The organism is Paraburkholderia hospita (assembly GCF_002902965.1).
Classification (GTDB): domain Bacteria; phylum Pseudomonadota; class Gammaproteobacteria; order Burkholderiales; family Burkholderiaceae; genus Paraburkholderia; species Paraburkholderia hospita.
In genome coordinates this window covers 2,989,959-3,007,018 of record NZ_CP026106.1, presented here as the reverse complement: position 1 = coordinate 3,007,018, position 17,060 = coordinate 2,989,959, and the positions used below count along the sequence as shown (strand labels likewise).

The window sequence follows — 17,060 nt, the reverse complement described above, 5'->3', positions numbered from 1 at the left end:
CCGCAATGCCGGTTTAATTGACATTTGCCGGTTCTTATCCGCGGGGGAAATCTATTCGCGAGCGATGTCTCTAAATATCAGTTGAAAAGGTAATGCGTGTAGGATTTTGCTGTGTATGTGAACGACAGATGGAACGACTCAATGCCATCGTGAGTTTTCGTGCTTTCGTGGATCGGACGCGTATTTAAAGGTATTTGTGGCATAAATTTGACGCAGGATCAATCAGGCATCTGATTGGGAAAACGGACATTCTGTTTTGGGAAAGGTCTCAACCCATATTCAGATCGATATTTCTATAGTGATGCCCTGTCCGGTTAAATAGTTTGAATAATCGGGTATTGAGTTCAGGTTCACTGGATATTTCCTTTTAATTACTCCTGGTTTGTCCTCATGAAAATCTCTTTCAAGCGTCATCTTCACAAGCAGGCCGGTCAGGGCATGACCGAATACATCATCATCGTTGCGCTGATCGCGGTATCGGCAATTGCGGTGTATGCGTCGTTCGGCAAGACGATCCGCCAGCAGACGGCAGGTCTCACGCACGAAATGTCGGGCACGGATAGCACAGCCGACATCAACGACGCACGCGCCGCCGCGACGGACGGCAAGAGCCAGGCCGACAAGAACAAGGGCATGGGCGCGTACGGCAGCGACGGCGCCCTCTCGACAGGCAACAAGTAAGCGTCTCGCACGGCTCGTCATCATGGAACGCAACTTCCGTTGGCGAAGAAGCGCGTACGCCGGCCAGGCCATGGTGCCTGCGCTGCTGTTCCTGCTGATCGGCGGCATCGGCCTGTATGTCGCCTTCGGATCGTTCCAGATGACGAGCGCGAAGATCAAGCTGCAGAACACGGCCGATGCCGCCGCTTACAGCGCGGCCGTGCTGCAGGCCCGCGACTACAACTTCTCCGCCTATGCGAACCGCGCAATGGTCGCCAATCAGGTGAGCGCCGCGCAGGTCGTCGCGTTGAAGTCGTGGATCGACGAACTCGACAACACGTATATGGGCAACCCCGACACCGAGGCACTCGTGACGACCTTCGCCGATCATCCGGCGTTGTGGCGTACGCCCAAGGAACGCGCGCGCGTCGACATCGCGCCCGTGCGTGCGACGCTCGACGCGCTGTTGCCCGCTGTCGCTACGGGCGTGGGCGGCATCACGCGCGCGCTCAGCGACGCACAGACGAACTATCACGCTGCGATGTTCGCGGCCGTGCCCGATATCGCCAACGACGTCGCGCAACGCAACCAGTCCGACACGAACGTTACATCGGGCTATTTCACGAGTCCGCGCAATGCCGCGCAACTGGGGGCGTGGCAGACGTACACGAGCGTCGTGAACCCGACGGGCAATCTCGACGCCGATCATTTTGCCGACGTCGTCACCGATCCGGCGACGCTCGACGGCTTCGTCAAGGCGCGTGTGTCGTCACGCAGTGTCGCGCCCGATTACCAGCAGATCGACGACACGAGCGCGCGTTGCCGGGGCGGCGGCCGGATCGCGATTCGCGTCGCGCATGCGGGCGGCACGCAGTTGCGCAGTGACAAGAAGGGCTGGCAATCGATGGACGCAAGCACCGCGCACATCACGATCACCTGCGTCGATACGTTCGACGCGATTGCAGGGCATGGCGGCAGCACAAACGGCGAAGTGGGCAGCTACATGACGCATCCGCCGTTCGTCGCGTGGAGCGACTGGAAAGGATACGGCGGCTACATGAATTTCGGCGACCCAGACAGCACGCAGCCTGGATTGAACGTGCCTGCCGCGATGGCCGAGCAATTCTCGCAGGGTCCGGGCACTTCGCTCGATGCAGCCAATGGCGGCTTGCTGCCGTATCAGGACATCGCGAACGCGCCGCTCGCAAGCGAGGCGCCGCGTATCACGATCGAAGTGGAGCGCTTAGCGGGGACGCTTGTCAGATCGCCGGGGCTGGGCGGCGCGGGCCGCATGCGCGTCGACAACGGCAGCGCGGGCGGCGCGATGCACGCGCTGGCAAGCGCGCATGCGTACTTCGTGCGGCCTTCTACGGAAGCGCTGGGCGATAGGCTCGCGGGTGCGTTGCTCGATGCCGGCGCGTGGCAGCGCGCGGACGGCAAGACGGAATATCCCAGCACCTTCAGCCCGTACTGGCAGGCCTCGCTGGCGCCCGTCAGCGCGGACGAGCGCGACGCTGCGCGGGCCGCGCAAAGCCCCTCGGATGTGAGCGCGGCGCAGCCATGAGCCGGTTTGTCGAAAGGCGCGTTTGCGCGCAATCCGGCCAGGCGCTGGTGGAGTTTCTCGTTGCCACGATGCTTGCGACGAGCGTGCTGCTGCTCGCGATCGTGATGCTCGGCAAGTTCAACGATATCCGCAACCGCACGCTGATGGGCTCGCGTTACGCGGCGTGGGAGCGCACTGTGTGGATCGACAGCGAAGCGGGCGGTTCGACGGGCCGCGACTGGTACGCACGCAACGGCAGCGACGCGTTGCAGCTTCACAAGAACGATAAGGAGATCCAGCGCGAATTGCTCGCGCGTGTGGTGGCGGCCAATGGCGCGCCCATTGCGGGCACGGACCGTAGCGCTGACTTTGGCGCTGGCGGGCAGGGCGTCTCGCAACCGGCGATGTGGAAAGACCCTGGCGGCGCGGCGCTGCTGGACGACGCACGCGATGTCTCCATCAGCACGGGCGAAGCCGACATGCCGACACAACTCGACGCCCATACATCGAATGGCTTCGGCTCGATGCCGACGCCAAGCGGCGCGCCATTCGCCGCGACGCTCGATCTGCCGTCGCGTGCGTTGCAAACGGCGAGCTTGCGCATCGCGACGGGCATGCATAGCGACGCGCTGCGGCGTTTGTGGACAGATTTCGACGGCTTTGCAATCGCCGATACGAACGCGTTGCTGACCAATGCATGGTTGCCCGAAGGCGCGGTGCGCGCGAATGCGCTGTTCGCGCAGGCGGTGCCGGCGGCGCATGCGCCGTTGATCATGCCTTCGCTTTACCAGGGGTTGCGTGTCTATGCGCCCGAAATCGATACGCTCGAATCTGGCCGCATCCGCGACGAGGTTGTTCCTGCTGACCGGCTTGCGCGATGAACATCCCGTCGATGTGCGCGATCGCGTGGTTCGCGTTGTTGTCGATGCCGCTGCAAGCCGTCGCGTCCGGGCAGGCCTGCGACCGTCAACCCGTGCACGCCGAACGCGTGCAGATGATAGGCCGCGACATGCTCGTCAACGGCGTGCCGGCGTCCGTGTACGGCCTGGAGTTCGATGGAACGCCCGATGACGTTTCGGACGCATTCCGCACGTACTGGACGGGCGCGCATGTGCCCGCCACGGGACGCCGCGACGCGTCGGGGATGCTGCTCGCCGCGCTCGATGGCGCGTGCCACTACGTGCTCGTTATTCCGCCGCGCGTCGAAGGCTCGCGCACGAAAGGGCTGATGAGCGTGATGCGTCTGGATGGCGCGGACGCGACGCATCGTATCGGCGCTTCGACGGTGCCGCTGCCGGAAGGCGCGCGAGCCGTGTCGGATGTCGAGAGCCGCGACGGGCGGCAAACGGGACGCACGTGGCTGCTCGAAGTGAACGGCGACACAAAGGACAACGCGCAACGCTACGCGCGCCGGTTGCAGGAAGTGGGTTGGCGCGTCGTCGCACAGGCGCCCGCGCTGCGGCTCGACGGATCGCAGCGCGCGATGGGCGATGTGCTTGCCATGCAGCGCGGCAGCGAACGCATCGACGCCGTGTTCTCCAACCGCAACGGACATACGGAGGCCGTGATCCATGCGACGACCGACCCTTGAAATCATGCGGTCGCTCAAGCAGCGGCAGCGCGGCCAGGCGGCCGTCGAGTATCTCGTCGTGACAGCCGTGATCGTTTCCGCGCTGGTCGCGGGCGGCAATGCGTCCGTCATCAGTCAGTTTTGCGCGGCATTCAGGTCGCTTTACCGCGCGTACAGCTTCGCGCTTTCTTTGGCGTAATCACCCGGTTTTGAGTCAGATGTTCAGGAAGATCAAGTTTCATTCGCTGCTCGGCAATGCGTGGTTTCTGCTGCTCGTTGCCGTGCTCACGGCGGGCGCGCTGACGTGGTTCGTGTATCGCTATCTCGGCGAGCGCGAGGCGCACGTGCGCGCCGAAGTGACGGGCAAGCTCACGCAGCGCGGTGTCGAAGTCGTCGTACCGCGCCGCGATGTGGCGGCGGGCACGTCGTTGTCGAGTGGCGATTTCGTGTCGCGCGAAATCGCCGCCGATCTCGTCTACGACGACATGGTGCGCGTCGACTCATTCGACTCGTTGCGCAGCGCGAAGCTCGTGCGCGCCGTTATGCATGGACGGCCGCTGCGCATGAGCGATATCGATGCGCTGCGCGGTCGCGATTTCTCCGACATGCTGCCCGCCGGTCAACGCGCGCTGACGCTGGAGGTCGATGCGGTGAACTCGACGGCGTCGATGCTGCGGCCGGGCAATCGTGTCGATATCTATTGGGTCGGCGCGCAGGCCGAGCCGGGCGCTAGCGACGGCAAGGCCGTGCGTCTGCTGCTGCCCGACGTGCTGGTGCTTGCGACGGGCCAGAGCGTCAAGCCCCGCAATGCGGGCGACGCCGACGAAACGCGGAGCATGGGCAATGCGTCGCGCTACGACACCGTGACGATGCAGGTTCCCGCCGCCGACGCGCCGCGCGTCGTGCTCGCGCAAAAGATGGGCACGCTGCGCCTCATCCTCATGAACGCGGACGATAACGCCGGTGCACCGCCCGTCGCGTTGACGGAAAGCGATGTGTTTCCGGCGGAACGCGTGGCAAAGCAGGCGTCCGTCGAAGTTATCGCGGGCGGCGGCGCGGGCGCGGCTGCGGCGAATGTCGCGCAGGTCGCGCCGATGTCCTCGGCATCCGGCGACGCGCAGCCGCGCGAAGTCAAAGCCGGCGCAAGCGAACCCGCGAGCGCATCGCTGTTCGAAAGCGCCGCCGCCATTGCAAAGCAATTGCAGCAACGCGACACGTACCGCGTCAGCGGCCAGAACTAGAAGAACAAACGTTTCCTTCCATTCATGAAAGCAGGCTTTTACTCGATGGCATTGCGACGCGTGGCAAGCGTGTCGTTCATCATGTGCGCGCTCGCTGTCGACGCAACGGGCGTCGTGCAGGCGGCGGGCATGCAGCACGGGATCAACGCGAACGCTGCGCAGAGCGGCGATGTGCTCGACCTTTACAAAGGCGAAGTGCGCATGCTCGACGTGCCGGGCACGATCAAACGCATCGCGATAGGCAACGGCAAGCTCGTGACGGCGAATGTCGTCGATAGGCGTGTGATGCTGCTTGCCGAAAGCGCGGGCATCACGTCGCTCGTCGTGTGGAACGAGCGGGGCGTCGTGTTGCAGACGACCGTGCGCGTCGCGAAGGGCGACGTCGGGATGTCGGCGGCGCAGTTGCGCAACGTGCTGGCGTCAGTGCCCGGCGTGCGCGTGCAGGAGGTCGGGCCGAACATCGTGCTGTCGGGCAGCGTGCATCGCGACAAGGCCGCAGCCGTGAAAGCGGCCATCGCGGATATGACGAACGTGATCGACACCACGACGATCGACGAAGGCGATGCGCTAAAGAAAACCCTGCATTTCAAGGTGCAGATCATGGAAGTCACGCGCACGGGCCAGAAGGACATCGGCATAGCGTGGGACAGCCAGTTCGCGGGCCCGCAGGTGTCGGGGCAAGGTTTCATCGGCTCCGGCGCGACCAGCGGCGCGAACTTCTTTCTGGCGGGCATCGCATCGACGATCACGTCGCGCATCAACTTCGCGATCAACAACGGCGACGCGTACATTCTCGCCGCGCCCGAGCTGAGCACGAAGAGCGGTGGCATAGCGTCGTTCCTCGCGGGCGGCGAGGTGCCGATTCCGAAGGCGGGCGCGCTCGGCACCACCGACGTCGAGTACAAGCCGTACGGCATCCGGCTGAACATCAAGCCCGTCGTCGATGCGAACGACATCATCTCCGCCACCGTGCAGACAGAGATCAGCCAGCTCGATCCTTCCGTATCGTACGGTGGATTTCCAGGCTTCCTGACGCGCAGCGCGAGTTCGGACATTTCGCTGCGCGCGGGCGAGACGATCGCAATCTCCGGCCTCGTCAGCGCCGACGCCCTCAACGCATCGTCGGGCATGCCGTATCTCGCGCGTCTGCCCATCATCGGGCAACTGTTTCGCTCAGACAGCTTTCGCGCGAAGAACAGCGACCTCGTGATTTTCGTCACGCCGCTGATCTCGGACCCGTCGAGCGAAACCAATGCCGCGCTGCTGGCGCGCGCGCATGAAGGTGCGCGAAGGTATGCGGACCAGTATGGCGCGCGCAGTCCCCTTGCGCCGCCGGTCATACCAGTCGCACCCGTATCTACCGATCCCGCGGCGCTTCAGAACACGCCGCTCTACCCCGTTCATTGACGAACATGCTGAAACTGCAAGTGCAATCGCGCAATGCGCCCGCGCGGACCTTCCACGTCGATCGCGTGTGCACGATCGGCCGCGACGCGACCTGCGATATCGTGATCAAAGGGATGCTGGTTGGCCGCACGCATGCGCGCATCGTGAAGGACTTCCATGCGTGGTATGTCGAAGACCAGGGCGGGATTGTCGCGACCACGGTGAACGGTTCACCCGTCGTGCGTTATGGGCCGCTTGCCGAAGGGGATCAGATCGAAATCGGCATGACCGTGTTGAAGGTCGACGCGATGCAAGTGGTACTCGCCGAGGCTGCGAATCCAACGGGGCCGGACGTCGAGAAGACTATGCCTCAGCCTACCGTGCCGGAGGAATCCGAGCCACATCCTGTTCATGTCGAGGTTTCGCGCGTGGCCGCACCGCCGCTTATTGCGCCGATCAACAGCGCTGAAGGCATCGAGCTTCGCAAGCTGCTGCACATGAAGGTGATCGCCGCGCTCGACTTGCGCCGCCTGAATGTTTCGCGAATGGCCGACGACGAACTGCGCACGACGGTCAGCGACGCGCTCGACGACATCCTCGCGCGCGATGCGAGCTTTCGTCGTCCGGGCATCCCGCTGCCGGCGCTCAAGAAAAGCGTGTTCGACGAAATCATCGGACTGGGTCCGCTCGAAGAACTGATCGCCGATCCGACGATCTCCGAAATCATGGTCAACAGGCACGATGAGATTTTCGTCGAGCAGCAAGGGCGGCTGGTGCGCTCGCCTGTGATTTTCACCGACGAGCGCGCGGTGCTGGGCGCTATCGAGCGGATCGTCGCGCCGATCGGCCGACGCATCGACGAAAGCTCGCCGATGGTCGACGCGCGCCTGAAAGACGGCTCGCGCGTGAACGCGGTGATTCCGCCGCTCGCGTTGAAAGGGCCGAGCATGACGGTGCGCAAGTTTCCGCAGCACAAGCTGCGCGGCGACGATCTGCAGACATTCGGCTCGCTGTCGCACGCGATGCTCGCGTTCTTGCGCACGGCTGTCGAGCATCGCGCGAACATTGTCATATCGGGCGGCACGGGCTCGGGCAAGACCACGCTGCTCAATGTGCTGTCGGACTATATCCCCGACGCGGAGCGCATCGTGACCGTCGAGGATGCCGCCGAGCTGCAACTGTCGCAACCGAATCTCGTCGCCCTCGAAACGCGGCCCGCGAACTTGGAAGGCAAGGGCGCGGTGACGATCCGCGAACTGGTGCGCAACTGCTTGCGCATGCGCCCCGACCGGATCGTGGTCGGCGAATGCCGCGGCGGCGAAGCGCTCGACATGCTGCAGGCGATGAACACGGGCCACGACGGCTCGTTGACCACGGCGCACGCGAACTCGCCGCGCGATTGCATCGCGCGTCTTGAAGTCATGACGCTGATGGCGGGGCTCGATCTGCCCGTGCAGGCAATTCGCGAGCAGGTATGCGCCGCCGTCGACATCATCGTGCAGCAGACGCGCTTTTCGTGCGGCTCGCGGCGCGTGACGCACATCACGGAAGTGAGCGGCATCGAGTCGGGCGTGATCCAGTTGCAGGACGTGTTCGTGTTCAGGGAAGCGGGCCTTGACGACAACGGCAAGATTCGCGGGCAATTCGTGCCGACATCGTATATCCCCGACTTCTATCAGGATCTGATACGCCGCCGCATTCCCGTCGATACATCGATTTTCACGCGCAGCGAGTGAGGTTTCTGCGATGACGTTTATTCTTGTAGCGGTGTTCTGCGGCGCGTCGATTTCGGTCTGGTTGGCGACGCGCGCGGTGCGGCTCGCGCTTGCGAACGGCACGCGTCATCTGGCAAGCGAAGTCGAGCAGTCGCTTGCCGATGTCTTCGTGTTCGTGAACCGTCAGAAGGCGGCCACCGCGACGTTGAGCGCGATGATCGTGCTGCCCGCGCTTGTGTTCGCGTTGAGCGGCAGCGTTCTGGTCGCGCTTGCTTCGTTGCCACTCGTGTGGTTCGTGCCGCGCCAGGTGCTTGCGTGGATGCGCACGCGCCGTATCCGGATGCTCGAGCGCCAGTTGCCCGACATGCTGTTGATGATCGCGGGCGCGTTACGCGCAGGCGCGAGCCTGCCGATCGCGCTCGAAAGCGGCGTGCAGGAATCGGCGCCGCCGATCTCGCAGGAGTTCGATCTGCTGCTGCGCGAAATCCGGCTCGGCATCGATCTCGACATCGCGATGCGTAACATCGAAAAACGCATACCTGTACCCGACTTCATGATGGTGACGGCAGCCGTCACCATTTCGCGCGAAGTGGGCGGCAATCTCGCGGAAGCGCTCGAATCCGTCGCGCGTACGTTGCGTGACAAGCTGCAGATGGAAGGCAAGATTCGCGCGCTGACTTCGCAGGGACGCATGCAGGGCGTCGTGATGACGTGTCTGCCGCTCTTTCTGATGATGGTGCTGCGCGCGATGGAGCCTGTCGCGATGGCGCCGCTCTTCACGACGCCGATCGGCTGGGAAACGCTCGCCGTGATCGCGGTGATGGAGTTTCTCGGCTATCAGTCGATTGCGCGCATCGTGCGCATCAACGTGTAGACCTGTCATGCGGCTGATTCTGTCGTTTGCGATTGGCGCTGGGTTGATAGCGGTGTGCGTGCTCGCGCTGCACTCGATGCGCAGATTGATACGCGATGTGCCTAAGGAAGACCGCACGTGGCTCGACCCGTTGCCGCCGTTGCTGCGCTTCGTGTGGCCAGCCGTCAACTTTGTCGCGCACTATGGCACTCGCCGGTTCAGCGCGCGTCTGATAGAGCGCACCGATGCGCAGTTGCGTCTCACGTCGCTCAACTTTCTGATGAACGCACGGCAGTTTCTTGCGCTGTCGATGGTGTCGTCGATGGGCGTGGTGGTGGTCGCGGTGGCGGTGATGTTCGCAAGCGGTCTGTATTCGCGAACGGTTCTGGTGCTGGTGATGTGCGTCGGCTATGTCTATCCGCGTATCTGGATGCGAGATGTGCGCCGGCGTCACGTCGCGATGGTGCTGCGCCAGTTGCCCGTCTATCTCGACTTTCTGACGCTTGCCGTCGAAGCGGGGCTCAATATCAACGGCGCGCTTCAGAAGGCGGTCGAGAAGGGCCCCGATGGGCCATTGCGGCGCGAGTTCGAACACGTGCTGCGTGATCTGAAATCGGGCTTGAATCGCACCGATGCGCTACGGCGTCTCGACGAACGTCAGCGGATCGGCGAAGTGTCGAACCTGGTCCGCACGATCGCGCAAGCGGAACGGATGGGTTCGGGTCTCGCGAAGACGTTGCGCTTCCAGTCGGAGCAGCGGCGCGCGGAACGCTTCCAGCGCGCGGAGAAGCAGGCGATGGAAGCGCCCGTCAAGCTGGTGTTTCCGTTGCTAATGTTCATCTTTCCTGTGACGTTCATCGTGCTTGGCTTTCCGATTGCGATGAAGTTCATGCAGGAGGGCTTGCTGTGAGGCATGCGCGTCTGGTTCATCGTGGTGAGCTGGGTCATATCGCGGTTGAAGTCGCGGACAGGCCGATTGAGCGGATGCGCGGATTGCTTGGGCGCTCTCGACTCGATGCGGATCGCGCGCTGTGGCTCGAACCGTGCAATGCCGTGCATACGTTCGGCATGCGCTTTCCGATCGACGTGGTCTTTATCGACAGGCGTGGGTGCGTGCTGTCGATTCATCGAAATGTGGGCCGCGCTCGCGTGCACGTCTGCTGGCGTGCGCGAGCGGCGCTGGAGATGCGTGCGCACGCAGCGCAGGCGTCGCGTATCGAAGTCGGCGACAGGCTCGAATGCAGGGTGTCGACGTGAAGCGCCGAGGCATGCGCAGACGCCGGATGACGGGGCAGGGGATGACGGAGTTTCTCGTCGTCGCGCCGCTGTTGCTCTTCTTCGGCTTCGTGATCGTGCAGTTCGTGTTGCTGTATCAGGCGAAGTCGACGCTCGATGTCGCCGTGCTCGAAGCCGCGCGCGAAGGGGCCGTCAATTACGGATCGATGGATGTGATGCAAGCGGGGCTCGCGCGTGGACTCGCGCCGTTGTACGCGCGCAGCGCTGACGCAACGGGCGTGCAGTCGGCGCTGCTTGCGGCGCGGCGTGCAGTGGGCGAGGCGGCATCGATCGAGATCGTCAGCCCGACGGCAGCGATGATGCGCGACTTCGCGCGTCCGCGTGTCTATCCCGCTGAAGGCGTCACGCACGATGAAATTCCCAATGACATGCTGATGTATCGCGACACCAGGCATGGCGCGGAATCGGATGTGAATGTGCAGGACGCGAATCTGCTGAAGCTGCGCGTGCACTATTGCTTCGATCTGATCGTGCCCGTCGCGAACAAGGTGCTGTACTACGCTACGAATGTGATCGGCGATCTCGCAGCGAACGGCGTGTTTTCGCGTGAACCTGCGGATGCGAACGTCGATGCGTATGGCTCGCCGAAGCGGCCCGACAGTTTGTGCAGGACGACGCTTGTCGACGGATTGCAGAGCCAGCGTTGGCCCGTTGCGCTGGAATCCGAGGCGATCGTTCGGATGCAGTCGCCGTTTCGCATGGATGCGGCGAACGAAGTGCATGCGACGGCGGGGCGTTGATGCGCCGAATGCTGTTGCTGGGGGTGATGGCGTGTGTCGTGAGCGATGCGCGTGGGGCCGGGCGAGTGGAGATGATGATCGGCGGGTTGAGGGGCGTCGATGCCGATGCGGGTGTCGTTTCGGATCAGCCGTTGATCGTCGAGTTCGGTGCGCCGTTGGAGGCTCAGCGCACGCGTTCGAAAGTTCTCGCGTGGACGGCACTTGTTGATGATGTCGCGAAGCGTATTGGTGTCGATAAGGCGCTGCTGATGGCTGTCATCGATGTCGAATCGGGCGGTGATCCGTTTGCCGTGTCGCCAAAGGGCGCAAGAGGGTTGATGCAGTTGATGCCGCAAACAGGCGCACGGCAAGGCGCGGACGATCTGTTCGATCCTTACCAGAATGTAGTCGCGGGCACGCGCTTGCTCGATACGCTGCTTGCGACGTTTGGCGATGTGCCGCTGGCGCTTGCCGCGTATAACGCGGGGGAAGGGGCGGTGCGTAAGTTCGGCGGTACGGTTCCGCCATATGCGGAGACGCAGCAGTATGTGCGGCGGGTGATGGAGCGGGTGGCGGTTTATCGGCGCTAACGGGTGGCGGTGAAAAAGCGGTATCCCTATGCCGCAGTTGATTTGTCATTGTGCAGCACAGCGAAGGCAGCGGGATGCAAGGGGCTACCGAGGTGTCGCAGAACTGCCAGTTTTTGCCGCTCGAACGAATGTCGTGAAGGTCCGCTTGTAAACTGACATGTGACGGACGTGATTCCACTGCGAGTATCACCGTTCATCGGTCAACGATCCATTGGCGGCGCGTGGTTGTCTGCGCGCTGCGATTTGCCAGATTGCGGGTCTGAGGCCGGTGGAGTAGGCGCGACGGGCACGGGTGATCACGGAGTCCAACGATAAACAACGATGCTGGAGCCGTTGTAGTTGTCCTTCGTGACCACGTACTCTCCGGTCGATCGACGGTACGATCTAAGACCGTACATAGAATCCACGTCATTGCCGACGTACACATTGCTGGGGTTGCTGTTGATGAACGTATTGTCCAACGTGCCCGTCGCCAGGTTGAAGGCATCGATGTTGGGCACGGTGTGGACGTAGCCGACGAACAGGTAGTTGCCAGCAGCAGTGAGGGACTTCGGATTGGCGCTGGTGAGCGTGATAACCGGGTTCGGGTTGGTTGTGTTGCCGGCGAGCCACCCGTGGTAAACCTCTACGCGAGTTCCGATGCCGGTCCAGTCCGTGCTGCCCGTGATCCGCTGCCCGAGAATCATCGTGTCGCTTTCGGGCAGGTAGATGATGCGGCTCAGGTCACCGATCGATGCAGGAACCGGCACGGTTACGGGCGCTCCCCATGACGGCTTGCCGTTTGCATCGAACCCGGTCAGCGGCCAGTGCCAGATCCGGTTCGTCTTGTCGAGCCCGGCCCACACGTCGCCCCTGCTGTCGAGGCAGAAGCCGTTGCGAACCAGCGCAGTGGCATTGAATAGCGTACCCGGCAATACCCCATCCGGGACGGCAGTGTAGCCCTGGGCGGGGTCAAAGTGGAAGAAGTAGAAGCCGTCGGGGTTCTGGTCGGTGGCGACTAGTACCCTGTTCGTTCCTGCGCTCGCAATCATGCCGAAGTGCAGGCCGCGACCCCGGTAAGTCACGTCGAGGCGGGGGTCGGACGGATACGTGAACGGGTCAACGGTGTTGGCGACAAACTTCCAGTCCGCACTACCTGTGCCTGAATAGATGTTCATGCCGGAATAGAACAGGATTGCGTCAGTCGCCGGATCGGGGGCGGCTATCGCCTCGAAATTCAGTGCACGCAGGTTATAGAGGAGCTTGCCTGTCGGGCTGTATGCGTAGAGGTCTGTGCCTCCTGTGCGGCCGTGGTCCCATGAGCCTCCCCACGGCTGGGAAAGGATGTAGAGGCTGCCGGCCGAGTCTTTGCCGATACCGTCGATGCGCGCGAAGCGCAGGCTCCCCACCTGCCCTTTCGTACCAGTCGTCGTATCCAGATAACCACCCTTCACGCCGAACGTGCTTTTCAGTGTCCACGTGCGCGTGTCGTAGATCTTCGCGTTCTGGTCCGGTCCTGCGTCGCCGATCCAAAGATACTGCGTGGTTGGGTCGAAGTAGAGTGCATGCGGGACTTCGCCAGTGGGCAGGCTGAGCGTATGCAGGATCGTGCCCGTCTGGCTGACCTGAAGGACGGTGCCCTCTGCCTCCTGGGCGACGAGGATGTTGCCATTGCGGTCGAACGCTAGTGCGCCGGGGTCAGTCACGGCAATGTCGCGCAGCCAGGTGCCATTGGTGTCGTAAAGTCGCATGCGCGCGCACGGGTTGTCGCTCGCCACCCAGAAGTGGGACCACGTTGCGATCCCGGTGATCACATCGGCACGCCGCTCGGTGGTGTCGCACGAGACCTGGATGTTCTGGTCAGACGCCCCCGTCGCCCGGTCGTATCTGATCACCAGGCCGCTCGAGTAGACCCCGTTCACGCGTCCCCACTGGCGCGGTGCCCAGAGCTTGGTGGCATTGCCGGTGATGGCACTGCCTTGCGGTTCACCATGCGCGCCAAGGCTGCCGGCGTTCAAACCACTCTTGTAGATCGCAATGCCGCCCTCGTTCTCGTCCCACATGGAAGCGGTGTAAATGGTGCCTTCTGGCGCAACCCACATCGAACGCGCGGCGTTACCTACGTGAGTGGCGTTAGTCCCAAACGTATTCGCTATCCAGTCAGTCGTGTACTGCCCCTGACATTCTGACGCGATCGTAGCGCTCAGCATTGCCGCAAGGCATGCGGCACAGATTCGTTTCATGACGTACCCCCAATCTGCAACACGTGCAACGGACACAATCAGGAGACCTGATGGTTTTTGCAATGAGGTGGCTGGCAAGTAAGGATGCGGTCTGGCGCAATCAAATCGGCGAGCCGTACAGGCCGGCACGTTCCGCGCCGGTTTTGTCAGTCGAGGGACGTGCTTCTAAAAATAGTGCTCTGGGCGCAAAGCCCGAAGACCAAAGCGAGCAGAAGTGTACGATTGCGTACGTTGGCATTTTCACGGCACCGTCATATTAGCCGGCCGCCGCACCTGGCGATGCGGGTCAGCGACCGACCGATCCACCTTTGGACGCCGCCGTTGAGATCGGCTGGAATGACGGGTCGCATTAGGTCGAAACGTGTCCGTCCAGAGACGCACGGCTACTGCGCCCAATGTTTGCCGTGCAGCTAGAGAACACCCCGCATCAACGCCCAATACCGCCAGCCGAAAAAAAAGCCCGGATAAACCGGGCCTCTAAAAGTCACTGCGTCCTCAACGAGAACGCAGCACCTGCAAAGCGATAACTTACGCCGCGAGCAGCGAGCGCAGCACGAACGGCAGAATACCACCGTGCTTGTAGTAGTCGACTTCGATCGGCGTATCGATACGCAGCAGAACCTGTACGCGCTGATCCGTGCCGTCCTTGCGATGGATCACCAGCGTAACTTCCTGTTGCGGCTTGAAGTCGTCGCCGAGACCTTCGATGTCGTACGTTTCTTCGCCCGTGATGTTCAGCGACTGGACGCTGTCCGTGCCCTTGAACTGCAGCGGCAGAACGCCCATGCCGACCAGGTTCGAGCGGTGGATACGCTCGAAGCTGCGTGCGACCACAGCCTTCACGCCCAGCAGTTGCGTGCCCTTCGCTGCCCAGTCACGCGACGAGCCCGTGCCGTACTCTTCGCCCGCGAAGATGACCGTCTGCGTGCCGGCGTCGATGTACTTCATCGCTGCGTCGTAGATCGACTCCTGTTCGCCGCTCGGCTGATGGATCGTCAGGCCGCCTTCGACGCGCGTGCCGTCTGCCTTCGCCGGGATCATCAGGTTCTTGATACGGACGTTAGCAAACGTGCCGCGCATCATCACGTCGTGGTTGCCGCGGCGTGAGCCGTAGCTGTTGAAGTCGGCCTTCTGCACGCCGTTTGCCTTCAGCCACTTGCCTGCGGGCGAGTCTTCCTTGATCGAGCCTGCCGGCGAGATGTGGTCGGTCGTGACCGAGTCACCGAAGATGCCCAGTGCGCGCGCGCCCTTCACAGCCGCGATGCTCGCAGCCGGTTCCATCGAGAATTCCTTGCCGAAGAACGGCGGCTCCGCGATGTACGTCGACTTCGGCCAGTCGTAGACCTGGCCTTCTTCGCCTTCGATCTTGCTCCAAAGGTCGCCCTTCTTCGTGAGCTGAGCGTAGTTCGCGCGGAACGCGTCGGCGTCCAGCGCGAATTTGAGCAGCGCGTTGACTTCTTCGCTCGTCGGCCAGATGTCGCCGAGGTAGATGTCCTTGCCACCCGTGCCCTTGCCGACGGGTTCCGTCATCAGGTCGCGCGTGATGTTGCCCGCGATCGCGTAAGCGACGACCAGCGGCGGCGAAGCCAGGAAGTTCGCGCGGATGTTCGGGTGGATACGCGCTTCGAAGTTACGGTTGCCCGACAGCACGGCTGCCGCGACGATGTCGTTCTTCGTGATCGCTTCGTTCAGTTCCGGCGTCAGGTCGCCCGCGTTGCCGATACAGGTCGTGCAACCATAAGCGGCCAGCGTGAAGCCGAGCTTGTCGAGGTATTGCAGCAGGTTCGTCTTCGTCAGGTACTCGGTAACGATACGCGATCCCGGCGCCAGCGACGTCTTGATGTGCGGCGCCACTTCCAGACCGGCTTCAACCGCCTTCTTCGCCAGCAGGCCGGCTGCCAGCAGCACGCTCGGGTTCGACGTGTTCGTGCACGACGTGATCGCGGCGATCAGGATGTCGCCGTTCTTCACGTTGACGCCGTTGGTCGTCGTGTATTGCGCGTCGAGATCGGCCGACTTCTTCGCAAAGCCGTTTTCACCGACCGGCTTCGAGAACAGATCCGTGAACGTGGACTTCACGTTGCCGATTTCGATGCGGTCTTGCGGGCGCTTCGGACCGGCCAGCGACGGTGCGACCGTGCCCAGATCCAGCGTGACGATCTTCGTGTAGTCGATGTCGCCGGCGTCGGGAATGCCGAACAGATCCTGCGCCTTGAAGTAGTTTTCGAAGGCGGAGATTTCGGCGTCCGTGCGGCCCGTGCCCTTGAAGTAGTCGATCGTCTTTTCGTCGACCGGGAAGAAGCCCATCGTCGCGCCGTATTCCGGCGCCATGTTGCCGATCGTCGCGCGGTCCGGCAGCGACAGCGAGCGCGTGCCTTCGCCGAAGAACTCGACGAACTTGCCGACAACCTTTTCCTTACGCAGCAGTTCGGTGATGGTCAGGACCAGGTCGGTCGCCGTCACGCCTTCGCGCAGCTTGCCCTTCAGGTGCACGCCGACCACGTCCGGTGTCAGGAAGTACACCGGCTGGCCGAGCATGCCCGCTTCTGCCTCGATGCCGCCCACGCCCCAGCCGACCACGCCGATGCCGTTGATCATCGTCGTGTGGCTGTCCGTGCCGACCAGCGTGTCCGGGTAATACACGGATTCGCCGTTGTCAGCCTTCTTGTGCACGCCGCGTGCGAGGTATTCGAGGTTCACCTGGTGAACGATGCCGACGCCCGGCGGCACGACCTTGAACGTGTCGAACGCCTGCATGCCCCACTTCATGAACTGGTAGCGCTCGTTGTTGCGCTGGAATTCCAGTTTCATGTTCAGGTCCAGCGCACCCTTCTCGCGGAAGTGGTCGATCTGTACCGAGTGATCGACGACGAGATCGACCGGGACCAGCGGTTCGATCGACTTCGGGTTCTTACCGGCGCGCTGCGCGACGCCGCGCATGGCTGCGATGTCGGCCAGCAGCGGCACGCCCGTGAAGTCCTGCAGCACGACACGTGCGACGACGAACGGAATTTCGTCGACGCGCGAGGCCGTCGGCTTCCAGTTCGCGAGCTGCTCGATGTGTTCTTCCGAGATCTTCTTGCCGTCGTAGTTACGCAGCACCGATTCCAGAACGAGGCGGATCGACACCGGCAGGCGGTCGATCTTCACGTTCAGTGCTTTACCAAGCTGCGGCAGCGAGTAGAACTTGCCTTTGCCGGAACCGCTGTCGAATTCCTTGAGCGTTTTGTGGAGGTTGTGGGCCATGGTAATTTTCCTGGGGTTT

At 62.7% G+C, this 17,060-nt stretch carries 15 protein-coding genes; 13 read left to right on the top strand and 2 right to left on the bottom strand.

All coding sequences use genetic code 11. The features are described 5' to 3' along the window. Positions 1-390 precede the first annotated feature (390 nt). The 13 genes from C2L64_RS32060 to C2L64_RS32000 are packed head-to-tail and all read left to right on the top strand — an operon-like array spanning position 391 to position 11,573. On the top strand, positions 391-681 hold the full coding sequence (locus C2L64_RS32060; protein ID WP_007579538.1) for a Flp family type IVb pilin: 291 nt from the start codon (positions 391-393) through the stop codon (positions 679-681). Positions 682-703: 22 nt separating this feature from the next. Beyond that, positions 704-2,224: a pilus assembly protein TadG-related protein gene (locus tag C2L64_RS56590; RefSeq protein ID WP_039900130.1), complete on the top strand. Its 1,521-nt coding sequence runs from the start codon at positions 704-706 to the stop codon at positions 2,222-2,224. Further along, positions 2,221-3,084: a hypothetical protein gene (locus C2L64_RS32050; protein ID WP_007579540.1), complete on the top strand. Its 864-nt coding sequence runs from the start codon at positions 2,221-2,223 to the stop codon at positions 3,082-3,084. The genes C2L64_RS56590 and C2L64_RS32050 overlap by 4 nt, the downstream gene beginning before the upstream one ends. Then, entirely contained in the window at positions 3,081-3,794 is a 714-nt protein-coding gene (locus C2L64_RS32045; protein WP_007579541.1) for a hypothetical protein, read from the top strand. Before C2L64_RS32050 ends, C2L64_RS32045 begins: the two co-directional genes overlap by 4 nt. Continuing rightward, positions 3,775-3,972 (top strand): hypothetical protein, encoded by a 198-nt coding sequence (locus C2L64_RS32040; protein ID WP_100215972.1) that lies wholly within the window; start codon positions 3,775-3,777, stop codon positions 3,970-3,972. Before C2L64_RS32045 ends, C2L64_RS32040 begins: the two co-directional genes overlap by 20 nt. A gap of 19 nt (positions 3,973-3,991) precedes the next feature. After that, positions 3,992-5,014 (top strand): Flp pilus assembly protein CpaB, encoded by a 1,023-nt coding sequence (gene cpaB, locus C2L64_RS32035; RefSeq protein ID WP_007579543.1) that lies wholly within the window; start codon positions 3,992-3,994, stop codon positions 5,012-5,014. A 45-nt stretch (positions 5,015-5,059) separates the two neighbouring features. Beyond that, positions 5,060-6,421, top strand: coding sequence for a type II and III secretion system protein family protein (locus tag C2L64_RS32030; RefSeq protein WP_244144477.1), 1,362 nt, complete (start codon positions 5,060-5,062; stop codon positions 6,419-6,421). A gap of 5 nt (positions 6,422-6,426) precedes the next feature. Continuing rightward, on the top strand, positions 6,427-8,136 hold the full coding sequence (locus C2L64_RS32025; RefSeq protein ID WP_039900132.1) for an ATPase, T2SS/T4P/T4SS family: 1,710 nt from the start codon (positions 6,427-6,429) through the stop codon (positions 8,134-8,136). A 10-nt stretch (positions 8,137-8,146) separates the two neighbouring features. Next, a complete protein-coding gene (locus tag C2L64_RS32020) occupies positions 8,147-8,989 on the top strand; it encodes a type II secretion system F family protein (protein WP_007579546.1) in 843 nt (280 codons plus the stop codon). 7 nt (positions 8,990-8,996) lie between these two features. Beyond that, on the top strand, positions 8,997-9,878 hold the full coding sequence (locus C2L64_RS32015; RefSeq protein WP_007579547.1) for a type II secretion system F family protein: 882 nt from the start codon (positions 8,997-8,999) through the stop codon (positions 9,876-9,878). Continuing rightward, positions 9,875-10,225, top strand: a complete 351-nt coding sequence (locus C2L64_RS32010) for a DUF192 domain-containing protein (protein WP_007579548.1) — start codon at positions 9,875-9,877, stop codon at positions 10,223-10,225. Before C2L64_RS32015 ends, C2L64_RS32010 begins: the two co-directional genes overlap by 4 nt. A gap of 11 nt (positions 10,226-10,236) precedes the next feature. Next, positions 10,237-11,004, top strand: a complete 768-nt coding sequence (locus tag C2L64_RS32005) for a TadE family protein (protein WP_238554566.1) — start codon at positions 10,237-10,239, stop codon at positions 11,002-11,004. Beyond that, positions 11,004-11,573, top strand: a complete 570-nt coding sequence (locus tag C2L64_RS32000; RefSeq protein WP_039900133.1) for a lytic transglycosylase domain-containing protein — start codon at positions 11,004-11,006, stop codon at positions 11,571-11,573. The genes C2L64_RS32005 and C2L64_RS32000 overlap by 1 nt, the downstream gene beginning before the upstream one ends. Before the next feature lie 296 nt (positions 11,574-11,869). Here C2L64_RS32000 and C2L64_RS31995 read toward each other — a convergent pair whose 3' ends face one another. Continuing rightward, positions 11,870-13,795: a YncE family protein gene (locus C2L64_RS31995; protein WP_039900134.1), complete on the bottom strand. Its 1,926-nt coding sequence runs from the start codon at positions 13,793-13,795 to the stop codon at positions 11,870-11,872. A gap of 528 nt (positions 13,796-14,323) precedes the next feature. After that, a complete protein-coding gene (acnA, locus tag C2L64_RS31990; protein WP_007579553.1) occupies positions 14,324-17,041 on the bottom strand; it encodes an aconitate hydratase AcnA in 2,718 nt (905 codons plus the stop codon). Between the last annotated feature and the right edge of the window lie 19 nt (positions 17,042-17,060).

Excerpts from the sequence above, each read along its gene's own strand:
- C2L64_RS32060 (WP_007579538.1), top strand. The coding sequence starts at position 391 with ATGAAAATCTCTTTCAAGCGTCATCTTCACAAGCAGGCCGGTCAGGGC.
- C2L64_RS56590 (WP_039900130.1), top strand. The coding sequence starts at position 704 with ATGGAACGCAACTTCCGTTGGCGAAGAAGCGCGTACGCCGGCCAGGCC.
- C2L64_RS32050 (WP_007579540.1), top strand. The coding sequence starts at position 2,221 with ATGAGCCGGTTTGTCGAAAGGCGCGTTTGCGCGCAATCCGGCCAGGCG.
- C2L64_RS32045 (WP_007579541.1), top strand. The coding sequence starts at position 3,081 with ATGAACATCCCGTCGATGTGCGCGATCGCGTGGTTCGCGTTGTTGTCG.
- C2L64_RS32040 (WP_100215972.1), top strand. The coding sequence starts at position 3,775 with ATGCGACGACCGACCCTTGAAATCATGCGGTCGCTCAAGCAGCGGCAG.
- cpaB (WP_007579543.1), top strand. The coding sequence starts at position 3,992 with ATGTTCAGGAAGATCAAGTTTCATTCGCTGCTCGGCAATGCGTGGTTT.
- C2L64_RS32030 (WP_244144477.1), top strand. The coding sequence starts at position 5,060 with ATGGCATTGCGACGCGTGGCAAGCGTGTCGTTCATCATGTGCGCGCTC.
- C2L64_RS32025 (WP_039900132.1), top strand. The coding sequence starts at position 6,427 with ATGCTGAAACTGCAAGTGCAATCGCGCAATGCGCCCGCGCGGACCTTC.
- C2L64_RS32020 (WP_007579546.1), top strand. The coding sequence starts at position 8,147 with ATGACGTTTATTCTTGTAGCGGTGTTCTGCGGCGCGTCGATTTCGGTC.
- C2L64_RS32015 (WP_007579547.1), top strand. The coding sequence starts at position 8,997 with ATGCGGCTGATTCTGTCGTTTGCGATTGGCGCTGGGTTGATAGCGGTG.
- C2L64_RS32005 (WP_238554566.1), top strand. The coding sequence starts at position 10,237 with ATGCGCAGACGCCGGATGACGGGGCAGGGGATGACGGAGTTTCTCGTC.
- C2L64_RS32000 (WP_039900133.1), top strand. The coding sequence starts at position 11,004 with ATGCGCCGAATGCTGTTGCTGGGGGTGATGGCGTGTGTCGTGAGCGAT.
- C2L64_RS31995 (WP_039900134.1), bottom strand. The coding sequence starts at position 13,795 with ATGAAACGAATCTGTGCCGCATGCCTTGCGGCAATGCTGAGCGCTACG.
- acnA (WP_007579553.1), bottom strand. The coding sequence starts at position 17,041 with ATGGCCCACAACCTCCACAAAACGCTCAAGGAATTCGACAGCGGTTCC.